Source organism: Arthrobacter sp. MDB1-55 (assembly GCF_059092925.1).
Genome location: NZ_JBNHID010000003.1, coordinates 324,835 through 341,495, shown reverse-complemented (window position 1 = coordinate 341,495; position 16,661 = coordinate 324,835). Strand labels below are relative to the sequence as shown.

At 65.5% G+C, this 16,661-nt stretch carries 13 protein-coding genes and 1 pseudogene; 10 read left to right on the top strand and 4 right to left on the bottom strand.

Translation table 11 applies throughout. The features are described from left to right. The first annotated feature begins 44 nt into the window (after positions 1-44). From AC5RU3_RS13165 to AC5RU3_RS13155, 3 genes and pseudogenes are all read left to right on the top strand, one after another. Positions 45-1,516 (top strand): annotated as a pseudogene (locus tag AC5RU3_RS13165) (DHA2 family efflux MFS transporter permease subunit). Positions 1,517-1,603: 87 nt separating this feature from the next. Next, on the top strand, positions 1,604-1,972 hold the full coding sequence (locus tag AC5RU3_RS13160; protein ID WP_493965833.1) for a DoxX family protein: 369 nt from the start codon (positions 1,604-1,606) through the stop codon (positions 1,970-1,972). Positions 1,973-2,053: 81 nt separating this feature from the next. After that, on the top strand, positions 2,054-2,818 hold the full coding sequence (locus tag AC5RU3_RS13155; RefSeq protein WP_493965832.1) for a class I SAM-dependent methyltransferase: 765 nt from the start codon (positions 2,054-2,056) through the stop codon (positions 2,816-2,818). Positions 2,819-2,925: 107 nt separating this feature from the next. Here AC5RU3_RS13155 and AC5RU3_RS13150 read toward each other — a convergent pair whose 3' ends face one another. Beyond that, a complete protein-coding gene (locus AC5RU3_RS13150) occupies positions 2,926-4,482 on the bottom strand; it encodes an alanine/glycine:cation symporter family protein (protein ID WP_493965831.1) in 1,557 nt (518 codons plus the stop codon). 359 nt (positions 4,483-4,841) lie between these two features. On the opposite strand from AC5RU3_RS13150, the gene AC5RU3_RS13145 reads away from it, so the two are divergent. Next, complete coding sequence (locus tag AC5RU3_RS13145) at positions 4,842-6,539, top strand: ribonuclease J (protein WP_493965830.1); 1,698 nt, start codon at positions 4,842-4,844, stop codon at positions 6,537-6,539. A gap of 52 nt (positions 6,540-6,591) precedes the next feature. On the opposite strand, the gene AC5RU3_RS13140 is transcribed toward AC5RU3_RS13145, so the two are convergent. After that, a complete protein-coding gene (locus AC5RU3_RS13140) occupies positions 6,592-6,900 on the bottom strand; it encodes a hypothetical protein (RefSeq protein WP_493965829.1) in 309 nt (102 codons plus the stop codon). 288 nt (positions 6,901-7,188) lie between these two features. Here AC5RU3_RS13140 and AC5RU3_RS13135 point away from each other — a divergent pair, with 288 nt between their 5' ends. Continuing rightward, the gene (locus AC5RU3_RS13135) at positions 7,189-7,761 is read left to right on the top strand and encodes a G5 domain-containing protein (RefSeq protein WP_493965828.1); all 573 of its coding nucleotides are present in this window, start codon (positions 7,189-7,191) and stop codon (positions 7,759-7,761) included. Positions 7,762-7,797: 36 nt separating this feature from the next. Here the strand turns inward: AC5RU3_RS13135 and AC5RU3_RS13130 are convergent, their stop codons facing one another. After that, positions 7,798-9,321 (bottom strand): MFS transporter, encoded by a 1,524-nt coding sequence (locus tag AC5RU3_RS13130; RefSeq protein ID WP_493965827.1) that lies wholly within the window; start codon positions 9,319-9,321, stop codon positions 7,798-7,800. Positions 9,322-9,588: 267 nt separating this feature from the next. Between AC5RU3_RS13130 and AC5RU3_RS13125 the strand changes: the two genes are divergently transcribed. Further along, complete coding sequence (locus tag AC5RU3_RS13125; RefSeq protein ID WP_493965826.1) at positions 9,589-11,391, top strand: bifunctional metallophosphatase/5'-nucleotidase; 1,803 nt, start codon at positions 9,589-9,591, stop codon at positions 11,389-11,391. Positions 11,392-11,516: 125 nt separating this feature from the next. On the opposite strand, the gene pdxR is transcribed toward AC5RU3_RS13125, so the two are convergent. After that, a complete protein-coding gene (pdxR, locus tag AC5RU3_RS13120; protein ID WP_493965825.1) occupies positions 11,517-12,905 on the bottom strand; it encodes a MocR-like pyridoxine biosynthesis transcription factor PdxR in 1,389 nt (462 codons plus the stop codon). Positions 12,906-13,018: 113 nt separating this feature from the next. On the opposite strand from pdxR, the gene AC5RU3_RS13115 reads away from it, so the two are divergent. The 4 genes from AC5RU3_RS13115 (at position 13,019) to AC5RU3_RS13100 (ending at position 16,639) form a co-directional block, all read left to right on the top strand. Further along, entirely contained in the window at positions 13,019-13,930 is a 912-nt protein-coding gene (locus AC5RU3_RS13115; protein ID WP_493965824.1) for a dihydrodipicolinate synthase family protein, read from the top strand. Beyond that, positions 13,927-15,129: an MFS transporter gene (locus AC5RU3_RS13110; RefSeq protein WP_493965823.1), complete on the top strand. Its 1,203-nt coding sequence runs from the start codon at positions 13,927-13,929 to the stop codon at positions 15,127-15,129. The genes AC5RU3_RS13115 and AC5RU3_RS13110 overlap by 4 nt, the downstream gene beginning before the upstream one ends. Before the next feature lie 101 nt (positions 15,130-15,230). Further along, entirely contained in the window at positions 15,231-15,830 is a 600-nt protein-coding gene (locus AC5RU3_RS13105) for a TetR/AcrR family transcriptional regulator (protein WP_493965822.1), read from the top strand. Between the two features lie 29 nt (positions 15,831-15,859). Further along, positions 15,860-16,639 (top strand): maleylpyruvate isomerase family mycothiol-dependent enzyme, encoded by a 780-nt coding sequence (locus AC5RU3_RS13100; RefSeq protein ID WP_493965821.1) that lies wholly within the window; start codon positions 15,860-15,862, stop codon positions 16,637-16,639. Positions 16,640-16,661 lie beyond the last annotated feature (22 nt).

Genomic DNA, 16,661 nt, shown 5'->3' with positions numbered 1-16,661 from the left:
ATGTGACACTATCGAGCGACCCTACGATCAGAAACAGGTAGCCCATGCCGCCCTCCCCAGCCCGCGAGGACCAGTCCGCCCGCCCGGCCACCGCCGTCGAACCCCAGGCTCCCACCCGGGTCGTGCCGATCATCGCGGTGCTCGCGCTGTCCGCGTTCGTGATGATCCTGAACGAGACCGTGGTGGGCGTCGCCCTGCCCAACCTCATGCAGGAATTCTCCGTCACCGCCACCACAGTGCAGTGGCTCACCACCGGCTTCCTCCTCACCATGGCCGTGGTGATCCCCACCACCGGGTTCCTCCTGCAGCGCTTCACCACGCGCACGCTCTTCACTGCGGCGCTCTTGCTATTCATCGCCGGCACTCTGCTCGCCGCCGTCGCGCCGACCTTCGGCGTCGTCCTCATCGCCCGCGTCATCCAGGCCGGCGGCACCGCCATCATCCTGCCGCTGCTGATGACCACCACGCTCACCTTCGTCGCGCTCGCCCACCGCGGCACCGTCATGGGCTGAACTCGGTCGTCATTTCGGTGGCGCCAGCCATCGGGCCGACGCTGTCCGGCGTCGTCGTCGCCGCGTTCGGCTGGCGCTGGATCTTCGGGCTCATGCTCCCGGTGATCGCCGTCGTCTTCGTCCTCGGCCTGGTGCTCCTGAAGAAGACCGGCGATACGCGCAAGGCCCCGCTCGATGCACTCTCGGTGCTGCTGTCCGCGGTCGGTTTCGGCGGACTCGTGTACGCGCTGGCGTCGATCGACGTGGTCCTCGACGGCGCATGGCTGCCGGTCGCTGCGTTGGTGGTCGGAGTTGTCGCGCTCGGCGTGTTCGTGCGCCGCCAGCTGCGCCTGCAACGCGTCTCCGACTCCGCCCTGTTGGACCTGCGCCCCTTCGCCGTTCACAACTTCCGCGTCTCGGTTGCGCTGCTGATGATCGCCTTCGCGACCATGATCGGCACCGTCACCGTCCTCCCGATCTACCTGCAGAACGGCCTCGGCGCGAGTGTCCTCACCACCGGTCTGCTGCTCCTGCCGGGCGGTCTGCTCCAGGGCATGGCTTCGCCGATCGTCGGCCGCGTGTACGACGCCGTTGGCCCCCGCCCGCTGGTGATCCCCGGTGCCCTGCTGGTCGCCGGTGGCCAATGGGCGCTCTCCACCCTGAACGCGGATACCTCGCTGGTGACGGTCGGTGCGATGTACGGGATGTTCTCCGTCGGCCTCGCGATGCTCATGACCCCGCTCATGACGGCGGCACTCAGCGCCCTGCCCCGCAACCTCTACGGCCACGGCAGTGCCAGCCTGAACACGTTGCAGCAGCTCGCGGGCGCAGCGGGAACGGCGATTCTCGTCGCTGCCCTCACCGTCGGGGCCGCCACCGCGTCGGCCGGGGGAGCGGCGGAAGGTCCGGCCCAGGCGTCCGGCGCGCAGGCCGCGTTCGCCGTCGGCGGTGTGTTGGCCGTCGTTGCAGTGGTGCTGTCGCTGTTCGTCCGCCGGGTGAAGAACGACGACGGCGCCCGCCGCTAGATCGCCGGCCGAGGGCACGGGAAATCCATAGCCAAACCGACGAATCGAGAGCATGCTTACCCTGTCGGGGCTTCACGAGGAGAAGTCATGAATATTGCGCTGTGGATTGTTGCCGGTGCCCTCGCCGCGTTCTTCCTCGCCGCCGGTATCTCGAAAGCCTTTCAACCGATAGAGAATCTGGTGTCGCACGGGCTCACCTGGGCGGCGGACAAACCGGCCTATGCACGCACAGCCGGAACGTTCGAGATCCTGGGCGCGCTGGGGCTGATCCTCCCCGGAATCTTCCGGGTTGCTACCTTCCTCATCCCGGCAGCCGCCATCGGACTGGCGCTCATCATGGCGCTGTCCATCGCCTTTCACATCTCGCGCGGTGAGAAGGGCTTCGCCATCAACATCGCGGCTCTCCTGCTCGCGATCTTCGTGGCGTGGGGGCGTGCCACGGAGTGGGCTTTATGAGCCCACTCCACGAGGGGACAGGGCAGGGCTTAGTGCGGGACGGGCGTAGATCGCGCCGACTCAGAAGGTGGGGTCGCAGAGATGGCTACCCCGGAGGAGTTCTACGACGCCCTCGCATCTGAGTACCATCTCCTCTTCGATGATTGGTGGTCCGCGGCTCGGGAGCATGGGCGGGTCATCGCTGATGTTCTCGCGCAGCGGGGGATCCTCGCGGGGCGTCTGTTGGATTGCACGTGCGGCATCGGTACCCAGGCCCTTCCTTTGGCGTCGCTCGGGTACGCGGTGACGGCCACCGACGTGAGCTCTGCGGCAGTTGATCGTGCCCGGGAGGAGGCGGCCGGGCGGGGAATCGACGTCGACTTCACGGTCTGCGACATCCGCGACGTCCGCGATCACGTCGAAGGAAGCTTCGACGTGGCCGTTTCCTGCGACAACGCACTACCGCACCTGCTGACCGACGAGCATCTTGAAGCTGGTTTGCGGAGTGTCCGTGCGTGCCTGCGACCGGCCGGGCTGTTGCTCGTCTCCTTGCGCGACTATGACGGGTTGAGGCGCGCTCGACCAGACGGGGTGCCGATCGCCGTTCACGGAGAAGCCGGCTCACGACACGCGTCAGGTCAGGCGTGGCAATGGTCACCCGACGCGGCGTACCTCGACATTGAGCTATTCATCCTCACTGAGGAGGCGACCGGGTCATGGCGGGCCCGCTCGAGTAGAACCCGTTACCGTGCACTGCTGCGCACGGAGCTCGAAACCCTGCTGCTTGACGCCGGATTCACCGAGGTCGAATGGCTCACCCCCGACGTCACAGGCTATTACCAACCGATCGTGCTCGCGAGGGCTTGAAAGCGCGAGCTAGCGTCGCCGAAGCTACCACCCAACACGAACGACGACGGCGCCCGCTGATGCGAGCGCCGTCGTCGTTCCTGTCTGTGCCTTGCACGAAAGGGAGGCTAGCTCCGCGCGGATTCCTTCTCGCGGTCGTCCCGTTCCCCGCCGGCGGGCTGGTAGGACTCCCAGAAGGTGGCCCCGACGATGCCCAGCGGCTTCGGGTCGAAGACCGGGTCGAGACCGAGCTTCTGCTGCCGTTCGAAGTCCTTGAGCGCCTGGAAGGCGGGCTTCTGCAGGATCAGGATGCCGATGATGTTCAGCCATGCCATCAGCCCCACGCCGATGTCGCCCATCAGCCAGGCATCGGCGGCCGTGTTCACGCTTCCGTACGCGACGGCGATGAGGATTGCCACCTGCAGTGCCATCGTGGTTGCACGCCCGACGCTGACCCGGAGACCCGGGATGAGCCTGTTGGACGAGTTGCCCACCAGGAAGCGCAGGTTGGTCTCGGCCATGTAGTAGTAGGCGATGACGGTGGTGAGGCAGAAGAAGATCAGCGTGATCGCGATGAACGAGGCGCCGAAGCCGGGGAACACGGAATCGAAGCCGGTCTGCACGTACTGGGGACCGACGGCGGCAGTCGCCGACAGCAGGCCGCCCTCCACCAGGACGTCGCCGTCCTCGGTGCCTCCGGAGAAGACGCGGTACGCGCCCGTCGAAAGGATCAGGAAACCGGTAGCCGAGCACACGAACAGCGTGTCGATGTACACGGCGAAGGCCTGAACCAGGCCCTGCTTCGCCGGGTGCGAAACCTCAGCAGCGGCCGCGGAGTGCGGACCCGTTCCCTGGCCGGCTTCGTTGGAGTAGACACCGCGCTTCACGCCCCACATCACAGCCAGTCCGACGACGGCGCCCAGCGCGGAATCCATGCCCAGCGCACTGCGGAATACCAGCGAGATGATCTCCGGCAGCTGGGCGGCGTTGACGAACACGACGATCAGGGCGAGCACGATGTACCCGACGGCCATGAACGGCACCACGAACGATGCGACGCTGGCAATGCGCTTGACGCCGCCGATGATCACGAAGGCCAGCAGGATGACGGAGCCGACGGCGACAGTCCACGGCGGAAGCGTCCAGGCTCCGTTGATGGCGGTGGCCATGGAGTTGGCCTGAACGCCGGGCATCAGTGCGCCGCAGGCCAGAACGGTCACGGCAGCGAAGACGTAGCCGTAGCCCTTGAAGATGCGGGCACCCTTGGTGTGGGCAAGGGCACGGGAGAAGTAGTAGGCCGGGCCGCCGCGGTACTCACCGGTCAGCGGGTCCTTGGTCTTGTAGATCTGGCCGAGGGTCGACTCGATGAAGGAGGTCGACGCCCCGAGGAAGGCCATCATCCACATCCAGAAGAGGGCACCCGGACCGCCGAAGGCGACGGCGGTGGCGACACCGGCGACGTTGCCGGTTCCGACACGGCCGGACAGTGACATTGCCAGGGCCTGGAACGAAGAGACGCCGGAGTCGGACTTCTGACCGTGAAGCAGCTGGTGAACCATTCCCTTGATGTGCCGCACCTGCAGGAAGCGCGAACGAACGGAGAAGTAGACGCCGGTGGCGAGGCAGAGGTAAACGAGGAAGTCGCTCCAGATGACGCCATTGATGGCTGATAAGACACCGCTCATGTGTGTGAATTCCTTCTGTGAGAGCGTGGGTATGCGCTTGGTGGTGCACGACGTCGATGGACGCAGTGGCGTGCACCACACCAAAACCTGTGAAGGTTCTCACGAAATATCGGTGTTCGTCCATTTGGCGGTTGCCTGGGCGCTTCCGGCAGGCGGCGACGCAGTGCCGTCCGCAGTGAAGGCGGCTGCCGCCGTCGTCGTTTGCTGCCTTGCGCTGATAAAGTCGGTACAAAGTAATGCCGTTCCGCCAGTGCTGTTTGCAGCGCGCGTCAGCGGCCCAGCAGGGCGTCCACGCCACGAAGCACCTTACCGCCGGTATTTGAGCTCCGGGTTCCCGCCCGACATAGAGATCGGATCCCATGACCAGGACTTCACGCCACCACTCCACCTCACGAGCGGACCAGACCCCGCCGAAGCTCGATCGCGGCGCCATGCGCATTGTCGCGCTGGGCGGGCTGGAGGAGATCGGGCGAAACATGACCGTCTTCGAGTTCGGCGGCAAGCTGCTCATCGTCGACTGCGGCGTCCTCTTCCCGGAAGAACACCACCCGGGCGTGGATCTGATCCTGCCGGACTTCTCCTACCTGCGGGACCGTCTGGACGACATCGTCGGCCTGGTGCTGACCCACGGCCACGAGGACCACATCGGTGCCGTGCCGTACCTGCTGCGCGAGCGCGCCGACATCCCCATCATCTCCGCGAAGCTGACGCTGGCCTTCATCAAGACCAAGCTGCAGGAACACCGGATCACCGCCAAGACCGTGCAGGTCAAGGAGGGCGACCGGAAGAAGTTCGGGCCGTTCGACCTCGAGTTCCTGGCCGTCAACCACTCCATCCCTGATGGTCTGGCCGTTGCCATCCGCACCAGCGCCGGACTCGTCCTGGCCACCGGCGACTTCAAGATGGACCAGTTCCCGCTGGATGGGCGCATCACCGACCTTGCCGGTTTCGCCCGCCTCGGTGAGGAGGGCGTTGACCTGTTCCTGCCCGACTCCACCAACGCCGACGTACCCGGCTTCCAGATCTCCGAGCAGGACCTGGCACCGGCCATCGATGAGGTGTTCCGTACCGCTCCGCGCCGGATCATCGTCTCCAGCTTCGCCAGCCACATCCACCGCATCCAGCAGGTCATCGACGCCGCCCACCTGTACGGACGGAAGGTAGCCTTTGTGGGCCGTTCGATGGTCCGCAACATGAAGACCGCCCGCGAGCTCGGTTACCTGAACGTGCCGCGCGGCCTGCTGGTGGACTTCAAGGAACTCGACAAGATGGCCCCGACCAAGGCCGTGCTGATCTGCACCGGCTCGCAGGGTGAGCCGATGGCTGCCCTGGCCCGCATGGCGAGCCAGGACCACATGATCGACCTGACCCAGGGCGACACGGTTCTGCTGGCCAGCTCCCTCATCCCGGGCAACGAGACCTCGATCTACCGGCTTATCAACGACCTCACGAAGCTCGGCGCCAACGTGGTGCACAAGGGCAATGCCAAGGTCCACGTGTCTGGTCACGCCAGCGCCGGCGAGCTCGTCTACTGCTACAACCTGGTGCGCCCTCGCAACGTAATGCCGGTCCACGGCGAGCACCGCCACCTCAAGGCGAACGCCGAGCTGGCCGTCCGGACGGGTGTGAACCCGAAGCAGGCGCTCATCGTCGAGGACGGCACCACGGTGGACCTCAAGGACGGCGTCGCGCGCGTGTCCGGCAAGGTCACCGCTGACTACGTGTACGTGGAGAACATGGTTGCCGGTGCCGCGACCGAGGAGTCGCTGCAGGACCGCATCCGCCTCGCCGAGGACGGCGCCCTGACGGTACTGGCGATCGTGAACCCGGACACCGGCAAGCTCGAGGAAGATCCCGAGTTCTTCCCCGTCGGCTTTGCACCCACGGACGCCGATCTGGACAAGGCGACGGCGGTTGTCGAGAAGACACTCTCTCACCTGAAGGGGCAGAAGACCGGACCAGAGGCTGAGCGTGCCATCGCTGAGGATCTGCTGCGTTGGTCGGACCGGTCACTGCGACGGAAGCCCGTGATCACGGTCATCATCGTCGACGCGTAGTTCGTCGCAGTACCTTCTCGGGGCCTGAGGGGCCCGAGAAGGACCCGTTGGCTTACTCGCCGCCGCCATCTGCACCGGCGGCGCCGAGGGAGTCGGCGTAGTTGATGCCGGGCGCTGGCTCCGCCACACCTTCGTACGTCTGGCCGGAGTCGCCGGCGCGCAAAGCGGCGGGGTCACTGTAGACGGAGGTGGCGCCGTCGTCGGCTGCGAAGAAGGCGAGTGCCGCGCTGGGTGCGATCGCGGCCGCCGCCACCGCACCGGGGATGCGGGTGGCCGAGTCAGCGTCGGCGTCGGGCACCAACTCGACCTGGATGGGGACGTTCGCGCCGTCGTCGTTCGCTGCCACGTCGTCCGTTGTCATGGTGTCCTCCCGCTGCCCAGCCGATATGTACCTTTGATCGTCCTCGATTCGGCGAGCATGTCAATCGATTCGTCGGAACGGCGGTCGGACGATAACTCTGCGGTGAATTCTGCGCCGGAACTGCGTCTTTGGTGGGTTCCTTAGCCTCATACTGAATTCATCGCAACCGCTTTCACGATTATGGGGATAACTGTGCCTGCAACAATCTCGCTCAAAGCCACGTTCTGTTCAGCCGTCCTGGGGATAGGGCTCCTGGCTCTTACGGGATGTGGACGCTCCGCTTCCGCTGTGGCAGACACCAGTGCCGTGACGACCGCGACAGCGAGCCCGTCACCCAGCGTCGCTCCCTCGCCGTCGCCCACTCCGTCCGCGAAGCCCACTCCGAGTCCTACGCCGACCCCCGAGGTAGTCACTACTGAGGAATGGATCGAATCGGACCTCCCGTTCGAGTCAGTGCGACAGGACGATCCGAACGCTGAGGTCGGCAGGGAGTCGCTCCTCGTCGCGGGAGTCGTCGGTCTCAAGGCAACCCGATTTGAAGTGACACTCACGGACGGCGTCGAGACCGGACGGGTCGCTGTCGCGGAAGAAGTCCGCGTTGCGCCAGTGAATGAAGTCATCGGCGTCGGGACGAAGCCGGTCGCCATTGCGCCGCCGCCCCCTCCGGTTCAGGCAGCAGTACCGGCAGGCAACTGCGACCCGAACTACGAGGGCGACTGCGTGCCCATCGACAGCGACGTGGACTGTGCGAGCGGCAACGGCAACGGCCCGTCCTACGTGCAGGGTCCCGTCCGAGTTGTCGGCACCGACATCTATGGCCTCGATGGAAGCGACGGCGACGGGATCGGCTGCGAGGGCTGAGCCTGCCTCTTAACGGCTAGTTGCAGGACTTCTGAATCAGGAATCCCCGGCCGCGTTTACCTGGTGCGATTCTTTTAGCGCACCGGGAGCCGCTGGGGGACCGTCCACCGCGCAGTGCGCGGGGTACACCCTCCCGGCGGAATGGCCGGCACCACCCGTGATCGAGGGCGCAGACCCAGGATCGCGGATAGTGACGGCGGCGAGGAGGCTGCCCAGTACCAACACGACCGCGCCGATGATGCAGGCGGCGTCGAATCCGGCCCCGAACCGCACAGGGTCGCTGTACGCGTCGCCGGTGAGGCCTACAGCAGCGGGCAGGACGGCAATGGCCATCAGCCCGGCCGCGCGTGCGACGGCGTTGTTCACGCCCGACGCCAGGCCCGCTTGGTGCTCGGGTATGGAGGAGAGTGCGGTCGCCGTCAGGGGCGCCACCAGGAGCGACAGACCGAGGCCGAGGACGATCACGGGTGGTAGGACGTCGAGAACGTAGGAGGCGTCCTGGTCGATGCGCAGCATCAGCACCAGGGCGACGCTGCAAAGCAGGGGACCGACCGTCATCGGGAGCCGCGGCCCGATCCGGGCGCTCAGGGCACCGGCGCGGGATGAGAGGAGGAGCATCAGCGCAGTGATCGGAAGCATCGCGACCCCAGAAGCGACCGGGCTGAAGCCGGCCACCACCTGAAGGTGTACGACGAGGAGGAAGAAGATGCCGCCGAACACCGCGTAGATCAGGAAGGTGACGCCGTTCGTTGCGCTGAACTGCCGGTTCGCAAAAATGCGTAGGGGAAGCATCGGATGTGCTGTGCGCGACTCCACGAGGAGGAAGAGCGCCGCGGCGACGATGCCGAGACTGCCGGAACCAAGGACCGCCGGCGTCCATAAGCCGTGCGCGGGCGCTTCAATGAGTGCGTAGGTGGTACCCGCGAGAGCCAACGCACCAAGGACGGCTCCCGTGACGTCGAGCCGACCGGCCGCCCCGGCGTCACGCGTCTCCGGCACGTGCCGTGCCGCGATCCAGATGACGGCGGCGGCGATCGGCACGTTGATCAGGAAAACCCAGCGCCAGGAGACGCTCTCAACAAGCCAGCCGCCGAGGAACGGACCGATGGCGGTGGCGACTCCGCCTAACCCGGACCAGGCACCAATCGCACGCGCTCGATCCTCGCCCGAGAAACTGGCTTGAATGATGGCAAGGCTGCCCGGCGTCAGCAGTGCACCGCCCACACCCTGCAGGGCGCGTGCAGCAATCAGCAGGCCAGCGTCCGGCGCGATACCGCACAGCAGGGATGCGACCGCGAACCAAACAACTCCAATGATGAAGATCCGGCGGCGTCCGTACCGGTCCCCCAGGGACCCACCGAGCAGGATGAACGATGCGAGGGTCAGCGTGTAGCCGGTGACCATCCACTGCAGGGCCGCGAAATCAGTGCTGAGGTCCGCTCCGATCGTTGGCAGAGCGACGTTCACTACGGTCGCATCGATGCCCGCGATACCCGATCCGAGGACCGTTGCAAGCAGGATCCACCGGCCCGATGCGGTCTTCATCCGGATCTCGCTCATACCCGCACCACTCAATGTTCCTCCGTCGGGTTGTCTCGTTCTTCAGGAAACCACGGCGCATGCAACAACGCGACTGAATTGAGCGGTTACATCACGAGATGAGCGTCATGCGCCCGTTGAGGATGTTGGCGTCGCTGCCAATCGGGGGATTGCCTGTGGTTACCGGGTGGCCGGCACTGTTCACCCGTATAGGTGCCTCACGTCACCAAATTGTCACCGGTGGCACATAGCCTGTCGACACCGCATCACGACAGGAGCTGAATTCACGTGTCAGATAGTTTCATCAGGGGACATCGCCGCGCCATTGCGGCGGTCGCCCTCGGCTGCGTCGCAGCACTCGGACTCGCACCCGCAGCCACAGCCGCACCCGGCGGAGCGAAAGGCGCCAATGACAAGACGGTCGACATCACCGTTCTGGGCACCAGCGACCTCCACGGCTACATCGAGAACTTCGACTACTTCACCAACACGGAGTACGACGACGCCGGCAAGAACGACATCGGCCTCGCCAAGATCTCGAGCCTGGTCAAGCAGGTTCGGGCGGACCGTGGTGAGGAGTCGACCCTGCTCATAGACAATGGGGACACCCTCCAGGGCTCGGCACTCACCGACTACTTCGCCAACGTTGAGCCCGTCACCGAAACCGGCGAGATCCACCCGATGGCTGCCGCGATGAATACCCTCGGCTACGACGCCATGACCCTCGGAAACCACGAGTTCAACTACGGGCTGCCCCTGCTGAACACCTTCCAGGAACAGGCGGAATTCCCGGTTCTCGGAGCCAACGTCGTGGACTGGGAGACCGGCGAGGAAGCGTTCACGCCCTACGTCATCAAGACCATCAAGCTCAAGGGCCAGAAGCCCATCAAGGTCGGCATCCTCGGTCTCACCACTCCGGGCAGCGCCATTTGGGACAAGAACAACGTCGAAGGTGAACTGCGCTTCCTCGACATGGTTGAGCAGGCCAGGAAGTATGTCCCCGAGATGAGGGCCGAGGGTGCGGACGTCGTCGTCGTCAGCTCCCACTCGGGCCCGTCGGGCACCTCGTCCTACTGCGGGGAACTGCCCGTCGAGAACGCGTCGACGCTGATCGCCGAGCAGGTTCCCGGCATCGACGCCATCCTCGCCGGACACGAGCACCGCGAAATCGCGGAGCAGTTCGTGACCAACAAGGAGACCGGCGAGCAGGTACTCCTCACGGAGCCCAAGCAGTGGGGTCAGCGGCTGTCCGTCATGGACTTCGAGCTGACCAAGGTACGCGGCCAGTGGGACGTCACCTCCGCCAACGCTGAGCTGCTCAACGCCAACACGGTCCCGGCCGACCCGGAGATCTCCGGGCTCGTTGCTGGCCAGCACCAGCGCACCATCGACTACGTGAACACCGCGATCGGGACCGCCACGGAGACCATGTCGGCAGCCGACTCGCGCTTCCGCGACACCGCCGTGATGGACTTCGTGAACAAGGTGCAGGCTGATGCCGTGGACCAGGCACTCGAGGGCACTCCCAACGCTGACCTTCCCGTCCTGTCGCTCGTTGCGCCGTTCAACCGGGCTGCCGTCATCCCCGAAGGCCCCGTCACCATCCGCGACATGGCCGGCCTGTACGTCTTCCCGAACACGCTGTTCGGTGTCGAGATGACCGGTGCACAGATCAAGGACTACCTCGAGTACTCGGCGAAGTACTTCAACCAGACCGCACCCGGTGCCCCGGTCGACCCCGCCACGCTGACCAACGCCGGCGGCACGCCCGACTACAACTACGACATGCTCTCCGGCGTCTCCTACGACATCGACATCAGCAAGCCTGCAGGGGAGCGAATCGTCAACCTCAGCTACAACGGAGCCCCGGTTGAAGCCGACCAGCGCTTCGCCGTGGCGACGAACAACTACCGGCAGTCCGGCGGCGGCAACTTCCCGCACATCGCTACTGCTCCGGTGCTCGTCAACCAGACCACGGAGATCCGCCAGCTGCTCATCGACTACCTGATCGCCGAGGGCAGCATCAACCCGGCCGACTTCTACGAGGAGAACTGGAAGCTCACCCGCGAGGGCGAGCCGGTCTTCAACTAGTACGACGGCGTTACCTCCGGAGCCGGCGACGGCACCTCATGCAGCAGGGCACTGACCGAATGGTCCGTGCCCTGCGTGCGTTTTTGAGGCAGGATTTCGCAACCCGGAATGGCCCATGCCAAGGCTCATTCGCGGAGCAGCTCGACAATGATGTCAAGGGCTTTGGCGAGCTGCAGGTCGCTTGGTGCGCCGTAACCGATCACCAACCCGTTCTCAGGTTCACGGTTGGCATAGTAGGCCCCCAGGGTGGCCACGCGGACCCCTCGCAGTAGGGCCTCCTTCGCCAGTACAGTGCCGTCCTTGCCTCGCAGACGCACCACAGCATGAAGCCCGCCGTCGAGGGCAGCGAGGTGAACATCGGGACGGGTTCCCAGACGTTCCAGCAACATCGACCTGCGGTGTGCGTATTCGCGGCGGGCGCGGGTGATGTGCCGTGAGAGGCCCCCGGCCTCGATGTAGTGAGCGAGGGCAGACTGCATGATGCCGGGGACCGGCGTATCGAGGCATTCACGCATCGCTTTGATCGCACGGCCAGATTCCCCGCGGACCACGAGGTAGCCGCATCTGAGCCATGGGCTGAGCGACTTCGAGAACGTCCCCATGAGGGCAACATCAGCCCTAGACGGAAGCGAAGCGGCAGCAGGCAAGGGCATCCGGCGATGGCGGAATTCGCTGTCGTAGTCGTCTTCGATCAGGAGCACCCCATGCTGTGCTGCCCAGCTCAGAAGGTCCAGCCGTTCCTGAACCGGCATCCGCCCGCCCAGCGGATACTGGTGGCTCGGGGTAATCAAGACAGCGTCCGGCGATCGGCCGAGGGTGGCCAACTGCCGCACCCTTAGTCCGTCTTCATCGACGGGAAGTGTTTCCACTACGGCACCTACCGCTGCCATGACCCGCCGAGCCGTTGGGTACCCCGGATCTTCGACGAGGATCCGCGGGCTCCCGCGGCCGTCGCGGAGGGCTGCGACGATGAGGTGCAGGGCATCGCTGGTTCCTGCGGTGATGATGACATCGTCCGGTTCGACCGCCAGCCCTCGAGCTGCAGCGAGGTGACGGGCTACGGCTTGACGCAGGACGTCGACCCCAAGAGGTGGCGGCAGCTGCGTGGGCGGCGGTTCGGAGACCGCCTTCCGCCAGGCGGTGTGCCACTCGCGGTCGCTGAACGGTGTTCCCGAAGGGCGGCCGGGGGTGAGATCAATGATCGGACTGCTGTCCTCGACGGGCGCGGCCAAGCGTTCCTCGCGGACGGGATGCTGCAGGTCCGGCCGGATCACCACCCGGGTTCCACCGGCGCCGGAACTCTCAAGGAACCCTTCACCGGTCAGTTGCTCAAAGGCCCGGACCACAACACCCCGTGAGATGCCAAGCTCAGCGGCCAGCCGACGTGTTGCAGGAAGCTTGTGGTCAGGCCTGAGCAGCCCAGCCAGAATGGCCTGACGCAACTGATCACTCAGCTGGGCAGCCAACGGGCCGCCTGCGCTTCTAGCCAGGACGATCGGCAGCTCGGACTCCATCAATTGGACCTCCGCATCTGACTCATGTTGGACCTAGTGTAGGACCAAGTGCACTGACACCATGAACACGGCACTACAGGTCAACGCGGCCGCCTATCCTTCGGCGGGCGGGCATGCGTACAACGAAAGAAGAGCTGATGTTCAACGGTCTCTGCGCTTTTCCCCTCACTCCCATGGTCGATGACCGTGTCGATCTGGAAGCTGTGGCCGCGATTGTGTCACGTGCTGCCACCGCCGGGGTGGACTCCCTTGGTGTCCTAGGGTCGACCGGGAACTATGCGTACCTATCCCGGGCCGAACGGCGGTACGTGCTCGAGACCGCTATTGACGCGGCTGGCGCAGTTCCGGTCATCGCCGGGGTGGGTGCCGTCCGCACACGGGATGTGCTGTGGCACGTTGACGATGCTCAGGCAGCGGGAGCTTCGGCGTTGCTGGTAGCACCGGTGTCCTACCAACGGCTGACAGATGGGGAGGTGTACGGACTTTACAAGGACGTCTGCGCGGCGTCTTCGGTGCCCGTCGTCGTCTACGACAACCCGGGCACTACGGGCTTCACCTTCTCCAATGAGCTGTATGCGCGCATTGCCGACCTTCCGTTGATTGCCTCCATCAAAATCCCGCCTCCGCAGTCCGGGCACGAATCCGAGCGGGTCAGGGAGTTGCGGGCCCTGCTGCCCGAACGCCTATCGATAGGTGTCAGCGGCGACTGGGCGGCGGCTGAATCACTGATTGCCGGGTGTGAGATCTGGTATTCAGTCCTCGCAGGAGTTCTTCCGCGGACGGCCAGAGCGATCACAGCCCATTCGCTTGGCGGGCGTGAAGCTACGGCGCGGGACCTGTCTGCGAAGCTTGAGCCGGTATGGGACCTTTTCCGCAGGTACGGCAGTCTCCGCGTCACCGCAGCGATCGCCCAGGAGCTCGGCCTGATCGCTTCGTCGGGTCTGCCGTTGCCGCTGCGCGGCCTGGAAGGTGCCCGACGCCAGGAGGTGGCGGAGGCGGTGCGTCGGTGCGGACTCAAGGAATGAAGCCGGCGTCGCACGCTCGATCGACGGCACTTGCCCGTTACGTTCTCGCGGCCACGCTGGCCCGCAGCGCAGACGGGGGCGCCGTGATCGCCGTCGTCCTCCTCGTCACAGCGAGCGGGGCACCGGCTTGGTTGGCGGGCCTTCTGGGCGCCTGCATCACCGCTCCGCATCTTCTGGGCCCCTTCGTTGCCCGACGCCTGGACAGTGCCCGCGACGGCAGGTCCGTCATCGCGCTCGCCTGTATGGTTCACGGCGCCACGCTCGCCGCGGCGGTGCTGCTCTATCCGGTGACCTGGCCTGTGGTGCCGGCAGTTTTGCTTGTTGCATCCGGACTGGTTGGGCCGCTGCTGACCGGAGGTATCAGCAGTAGGCTGCCCGCCATCGCCGGCCCGGAGCTGTCGAGCCAGCGCCGCGCCCAGGGTTGGGATGTCGCCACGTACGGTATCGCGGGAACGATCGGGCCCGCCCTGGTGGCCGCATTGTCGGCGTGGTCCGGACCTGCGACGGCAGCGTTGGTTCTCGCTGCGGCCACCTTTGCCGCAGCAGCAGTAGTCAGACTCTTGCCGTATTCATCGCCTGCTGCCGCCGCGTCGGAGGTACCCAGGCCGGTACGGACACTGGTCATGATGTGCTCGAGGGGTCCTTTGCGTCGGACTCTCTATCTGACCGTTATCGTGGCGCTCTCTGTTGCGGTGTTGCCCATCACGGCTGTGGCCTCCACAGCCGATTTCGCCGTCGAACCTGCAGCAGCAGGCGTCCTCGCCGCAGCCTATGGATTGGGCGGTCTGGTGGGTTCAGCGGGAGTGATGGTTCGCCCCATGCGCGGCGACGCCGACCGGCTGATGACGTGGCTCGCGGCCGGCGTTGCTGCAACCCTCGCCGCTGCGGCACTCGCCGGGAGTTTTCCTGCCGCGGTGGTGACCTACTCGCTGGCCGGGATCCTGAACTCGCACTTCTTCGCTGCAACGCTGGCGGCCCGCAGCGAGTACGCGCCGCCGGAGGCGCGAGGCCAGGTGTTCGTCTGGGTGGGAGCAATGAAAATCACTGCCGGTTCTGCAGGAACTGCAGCGGCTGGTGCCGTCGTCGTGCATGCGACCCAGCTGCCGTTGTTGCTGGCGGTGGCCGTCATCGCTGCCGCCGTGTGTGCGTCAGTGCTGGACCGTCGAACGAGCACACGGGTCTCTGTGAAGGCTTCGTGAGAGATGCGTCGACGGTGCCGCAGTCCCGGCCCGGAGAACCGCGGATTCTGGTCGGCAGAGGCCATTGACACCTTGGTAAGTCCAGGAGGAGAATCCTAACTGTGTTAGGAAATCCTACTCGCGATAGGCTGGCCGAACGGCGTGAGGCTTCCCGCCGGGAGATCGTTAGTGCAGCCTGGTCCATCGCCCGCGAGGACGGACTGGCCGCCGTGACCCTGCGGGAGGTCGCGGCTCGCGTGGGCATGCGGGCGCCGTCGCTCTATACCCACTTCGAATCCCGAAACGCCATCTTCGACGCCATGTTCGGCCAGGCGTGGCGCGACTGCGTCGAACACATGAACGCCAACCTTCCCAGCACAGATGACCTATCCCTGCGCGAGTTCCTCAAGTGGAACACCCGGACCTTCTTCGAGTTCTGCGTCAGCGACATTGCCCGCTTCCAGCTGATGAACCAACGCACCATCCGAGGTTTCGAGCCGTCACCCGAGTCGTATGCCCCCTCCGTCCAGGCGCTGGAGCGGTTCCGCGAGGAACTCGAACCCTACGGGCTGAGCCGGCAGGAAGACATCGACCTCTACACCGCGCTGCTGGGAGGGCTCATCGACGCCCAACTGGCCAACGACCCCGGCGGAAACCGCTGGGAGAAACTGCTGGACCGGGCTGTCGACATGTACGTCGACGGCCTGGACCTGCCTTCATAACCACTGCCTTAGTACCAGGGAACACCGTCATGATCACCGAAACCACCGAGATCGGCAGCAAGAAGCACCCACGCCGCATCGCAATCGAGCGCTCCGTAGCCATGCGGCTGGCACGCGACGAATACGCACGGGTGGCCGACGCCGTCGTCGGCTTTTCGCCGGACCAATGGACGCTGCCCACTGAGTGCCCGGGGTGGGACGTCCGGGCCATGGTCGCGCACATCTGCGGCATGGCCGCGATGGCTTCCGCTCCGTGGGAGCTTGCCCGGCAGACCGTGAAAGCCGGCAACGCCGTGAAGCGGACAGGTGCCGCGCAGATCGACGCACTCACCGGACTACAGGTTTCCGAGCGCGCAGCAAGGACGCCGGAGGAACTCATCGCAGAGTTGCGTCGGATCGGGCCAAAGGCTGCCCGCGCACGACGGCGGATGCCCGCCTTCATCCGCAACCGGCGGCTTCCGGAGGAGCAGTCGATCGAGACGATGAGCGAGTGGTGGACCATCGGCTACCTCATCGACGTTGTCCTCACCCGCGACCCGTGGATGCACCGCATCGACCTCAGTCGCGCCACCGGCAACGAACTGGTCCTCACACAGGACCATGACGGTGTCGTCGTCGACGACGTCGTCCGCGAGTGGGCAGGCAGGCACGGCCGGCCGTACCGGTTACACCTCACCGGTCCTGCAGGAGGCACCTGGAGCGAGGGCGACGGCGGCGAGGAGATCGAGCTTGATGCGATCGAATTCTGCCGTTCCCTTTCTGGACGCGCACAGGGGGAGGGGCTGCTGCGTACCGTCGTCCCCTTCTAGGTCGTTAACCCCGCCGAGGACG